The sequence below is a fragment of the Desulfocurvus sp. genome (assembly GCF_023230885.1).
Classification (GTDB): domain Bacteria; phylum Desulfobacterota; class Desulfovibrionia; order Desulfovibrionales; family Desulfovibrionaceae; genus Desulfocurvus.
The window spans coordinates 1-4364 of the sequence record NZ_JALNWM010000243.1; the positions used below are offsets into that span (position 1 = coordinate 1).

The window sequence follows — 4364 nt, forward strand, 5'->3', positions numbered from 1 at the left end:
CACCGGGCGCGCCAGGGGCCCGCGCGCCGCCAGGGCGTCCAGGTAGGCGGGCACGATGTCGTGGTGCGCGGCCACGCCCGAGCCGGACTCGAAGCGCCCGGCGGCCATGATTTCGTAGACGGCGGTGATCTCGTCGGAATGGATGGTGGATTCGCCTTCCCAGACCTTGAATCCGTTGAATTCCGGCGGGTTGTGGCTGGCGGTGATCATCACCCCGGCATGGTAGCCCAGGGTCTTGACCGCGAAGTAGAACAGCGGGGTGGCCACCATGTCGAGGTAGAGCACGTCCACGCCGCTGGCCGTGAGCCCGGCGATCATGCGCTGCTGGTAGCCCGGGGAGGAATGGCGGCAGTCGTGGCCGACCACGGCCCGGCTGTGGCCCTTGGCCCGGAAGTAGGTGCCGCAGGCCCGGCCCAGAACCTCCACCCACTCCTGGTCGAAGTCGCGGTCCACCACGCCCCGGATGTCGTAGGCCCTGAAGATTTCCTTGTTGACCGGCTTCATCGCTCCTCCGCTTCTTCGTTGCTTGCGCGGTTGCGGGCCGCCAGTGGACCCTCCATGCACACTACCTTCCGGGGGCCGGGGTGGCAAGGGGCGGCGCGCCGCGCGCCGGAAGACGCGCCCGCAGGTCGCGGCCACGGCAACGCCGCGGCGGCGCGCCGCGCCCGTCTGCGCCGCCTGCGCCGCCCCGGGGGCCGCGCGCCGTGCGCCGCTCCGGCAATGCTTGACCTGCGGGCGCGCAGGCCGTAAACCGGGGCATTATGAACTGGGACTGGGACAAGCTCCAACAAAACAAGCGGCAGAGGCCGCCCGGCGCTCCGAGCGGCGGGCCAGGGCTGGGCGATTTCGGTTTCGAGGTCCGGCGGCTGCGGCAATTCAACTTCCCTGCGGGCAAGATCATCCTGCTGGTGGCGGTGGTGTTGTGGGGCCTTTCCGGGCTGTACATCGTCAACGCCGACGAGCAGGGCGTGGTGTTGCGCTTCGGCAAGTTCGCCCGGCTGACGGAAAGCGGGCTGCACTACCACCTGCCGTTCCCCTTCGAGAGCGTGGAAACGCCCAAGGTGACCACCATCCACCGCGTGGAGATCGGCTTTCGCGGGCCCGGGGGCGCCAGCGCCCAGCAGACCCGCGCCGTGGGCCAGGAATCCCTGATGCTCACCGGCGATGAGAACATCGTCGATGTGCAGTTCATCGTCCAATACAAGATCAAGGACGCCCGGGAGTTCCTGTTCAACGTCCGCCACCAGCACGAGACGGTGAAGGCCGCCGCCGAGGCGTCCATGCGCGAGGTGGTGGGCTACAACCTCATCGACACGGTGCTGACCACGGGCAAGTCGGCCATCCAGGACGACTGCCGCGAGCTGCTCCAGGGCGTGCTGGACCGGTACAAGGCCGGGGTGGACGTGGTCGCCGTGCAGCTTCAGGACGTGCATCCGCCCCGCGAGGTCATCGACGCCTTCAAGGACGTGGCCTCCGCCCGCGAGGACAAGAGCCGGCTGATCAACGAGGCCGACGCCTACCGCAACGACCTCATGCCGCGCGCGCGCGGCCAGGCCGCGGTGCTGCTCAACCAGGCCGAGGCGTACAAGGAGACGCGCATCCGCCGGGCCCAGGGCGACTCCGCGCGCTACCAGGCCCTGATCCGCGAGTACGAGAAGGCCCGCGACGTGACGCGCACCCGCCTGTACCTGGAAACCATGGAAAACATCTTCTCCAACCCCGAGCTGGAGAAGATCGTCATCGACCCCAAGGCCGCGGGGGGTGTTGTGCCCTACCTGCCCCTGGACAGGCTGCCCAGGGCCCAGGCCGCGACCCCGCAGGCTCCCCAGACCGCCGGAGGCAAGCAATGAGCAGGAAAACCGGATGGCTGCTGGGTATCCTGGGCGCGGCGCTGGTTTTGCTGTCCCAGAGCGTGTATCTGGTGCACCAGACCCAGACGGCCATTGTACTTGAACTGGGCAAGCCCGTGGGCGGGGCCAAGGAGCCCGGCCTGCACTTCAAGAAACCCTTCATCCAGGGCGTGACCGTCTTCGACGCGCGCATCCTGGAGCACGACGCCCAGCCCAGGGAGATCCTCACCGAGGACAAGAAGGCCATGCTGCTGGACAATTTCAGCAAATGGCGCATCGTCGACCCCTTGCAGTACTACCGCACGGTGAACAACGAGCGCGGGGCCACGGCCCGGCTGGACGACATCATCTACGCCCAGTTGCGCGTGGCCCTGGGGCGCTACTCCCTCCAGGAGATCGTGGCCCAGAAGCGTTCGCAGATCATGGCCGAGGTGCTTTCGCGCTCGGCGGAGCTGATCCGGGAGTACGGCATCGAGCTGGTGGACGTGCGCATCAAGCGCACTGACCTGCCCCCGGAGAACGAGCGGGCCATCTTCGGGCGCATGCGCGCCGAGCGCGAACGCCAGGCCAAGCAGTACCGCTCCGAGGGCCAGGAGGAGGCCGCCAAGATCAAGTCCGGCGCCGACAGGGACCGCGCGCTGCTTCTGGCCGACGCCGAGCGCGAAGCCCAGATCCTGCGCGGCCAGGGCGACGCCGAGTCCACGCGCATCTTCGGCGAGGTGCTCAAGGCGTCGCCGGACTTCTACGCCTTCAAGCGCAGCCTGGAGGCCTACGAGAAGAGCTTCAAGGACAACACCCGCGTCATCCTGTCCCCCGTGGACAGCGAGTTCCTGCGCCACCTGCGCTGACGGGCCGGGCCCCTGGCGGCGGCTCCGGATGCGGCAATGGCCCCTCCTCGCGGAGGGGCCATTCGTTTTGTTGATAAACCGGAAGGCCGAAATTCTTTTTCGGGGGAGATGGATTGATTTTTCCCGGGGTTCGCCGTCGCCGGGGATGTATCGCTCCGGCGATACATCACGCAGGGCGCGGGTTGGCGATTGACAAAGGCGTCGCGGGCATTCATCATTGCATACGGAACGCCTGAGGGGGACGGGCTGTAGGGCACGTTGCGTCGCACGGAAAATGCGTCCAGCGTGGCCGGAATCGTCTGTGAACCCAGCGGGCAAATCCCGCCGGAAGTGCTGCCGCACTGTATTCCCTACGATTCTTTACAACGGTCCGGGGCGGAAGGTTTTGCGACCTTCCGTGGTTCGTTTTTGGCGCCAGGGGGCCTGCCCGGAGGGCCGGAGGGCTCCGGAAGCAGCGCGCGCGGGATGCCCAGCGCGACAAGCTGCCCGATGCGCCGCCGCGGCGCGCGGTCGCCGTTGACGATGCGCGTGATCATGGACGGATGGACGCCCAGGGCCTGGGCCAGGTCCGCGTGCCTGATCTTGTGCAACGCCAGCCAGGCCCGCAGCCGGTCTTGACGGGTAGGTTTATTTTCGTCAATTTGTTTACCGATTTTCATGTTATGGCCTTGATGTGTTTGACGATATAGCCATGCGCATGAGCGGTCAACAGCAAACTGTTCACGAGAGAAGAAAGATGGGAAAATCCGGGAAGAAATACGGAGAGAGTTTCGAGTCGGTGGTTGACCGCATCAAGGAGGCCACCGGGACCAGGACCCAGGTGGAGCTGGCGCAGGTGTTGGGCATTCGCCAGTCCAGCATCTCCGACGCCAAGCGCCGCGATTCCGTGCCGGCGGACTGGTTCCTGACCCTCTTCCGCGAGTTCGGGCTGAACCCCGACTGGCTGGCCCTGGGCCGCGGCCCGCAGCATATCAAGACCAAGGAGGGTTACAAGCCCTTCGACCAGCCCGCCCTGTCCGAAACCCTGCGCGAGGAGGGCTCGCCCTACGGCGACCCCCTGGCCTCGGCCAAGGTGGTCACCTACTACGCCATGGCCGGAGGCACCGCCGAGGACGGCGGCTGGAAGCCCCAGCCCGCCGGCAAGATCGCCATCCCCAAGACCTTCGACCGCAAGTCGCTGCTGGTGGTGCGCATGGACGGCGCGGGCATGGAGCCCCTCATCCGCCGCGGGGCCTTCGTCGGCCTGGACCGCGACCAGGTCAGCGTGCTGTCCGGCGAGGTCTACGGTGTGCTGCTGCCCTTTGAGGGGCTGGTGGTGCGCCGGGTGTTCCTGGAGGCCGAGAAGAACCGCTTCGTCCTGCGCGCCGAGAACAGCGGGCACACGGACCAGCACTTCGGCTTCGAGGAGTACCGCGACAAGATCGTCGGGCGCGTGGTCTGGATGATCCAGGAGATATAGCCTCCCGCCCGCGGCGGACCAGGGCCCCCGGCGCGTGCGCCGGGGGCCCTGCCGTTGCGGCCCTTGCGCCGGGGCCGGGCTGTTGCTACCCTGGCGCCTTCGCCCGCAGGCCCCCGCCGCCAAGGAGGTTCCGACCATGACCGACACCAGCACCAGCGCCCCCGACCCGACAGGTGCGGGCGGTCCGCCCGCCGCGCCCGCCCGCGC

Annotated in this window: 4 protein-coding genes and 1 pseudogene; 3 read left to right on the forward strand and 2 right to left on the reverse strand. The window is 67.7% G+C overall.

Going from position 1 to position 4364, the window contains the following annotated elements; translation table 11 throughout:
• Positions 1–504, reverse strand: a pseudogene (locus M0P34_RS13945) (phosphomannomutase); the annotation flags it as partial.
• A gap of 257 nt (positions 505–761) precedes the next feature.
• Between M0P34_RS13945 and hflK the strand changes: the two are divergent.
• Positions 762–1850, forward strand: a complete 1089-nt coding sequence (gene hflK / locus M0P34_RS13950) for an FtsH protease activity modulator HflK (RefSeq protein WP_291500187.1) — start codon at positions 762–764, stop codon at positions 1848–1850.
• The gene (gene hflC, locus M0P34_RS13955; RefSeq protein ID WP_291500189.1) at positions 1847–2698 is read left to right on the forward strand and encodes a protease modulator HflC; all 852 of its coding nucleotides are present in this window, start codon (positions 1847–1849) and stop codon (positions 2696–2698) included. The genes hflK and hflC overlap by 4 nt, the downstream gene beginning before the upstream one ends.
• 350 nt (positions 2699–3048) lie before the next feature.
• Here the strand turns inward: hflC and M0P34_RS13960 are convergent, their stop codons facing one another.
• The gene (locus M0P34_RS13960; protein ID WP_291500190.1) at positions 3049–3357 is read right to left on the reverse strand and encodes a helix-turn-helix transcriptional regulator; all 309 of its coding nucleotides are present in this window, start codon (positions 3355–3357) and stop codon (positions 3049–3051) included.
• 77 nt (positions 3358–3434) lie between these two features.
• Here M0P34_RS13960 and M0P34_RS13965 point away from each other — a divergent pair, with 77 nt between their 5' ends.
• Positions 3435–4157, forward strand: a complete 723-nt coding sequence (locus tag M0P34_RS13965) for a helix-turn-helix domain-containing protein (protein WP_291500192.1) — start codon at positions 3435–3437, stop codon at positions 4155–4157.
• Positions 4158–4364: the final 207 nt, after the last annotated feature.

Excerpts from the sequence above, each read along its gene's own strand:
- hflK (WP_291500187.1), top strand. The coding sequence starts at position 762 with ATGAACTGGGACTGGGACAAGCTCCAACAAAACAAGCGGCAGAGGCCG.
- hflC (WP_291500189.1), top strand. The coding sequence starts at position 1,847 with ATGAGCAGGAAAACCGGATGGCTGCTGGGTATCCTGGGCGCGGCGCTG.
- M0P34_RS13960 (WP_291500190.1), bottom strand. The coding sequence starts at position 3,357 with ATGAAAATCGGTAAACAAATTGACGAAAATAAACCTACCCGTCAAGAC.
- M0P34_RS13965 (WP_291500192.1), top strand. The coding sequence starts at position 3,435 with ATGGGAAAATCCGGGAAGAAATACGGAGAGAGTTTCGAGTCGGTGGTT.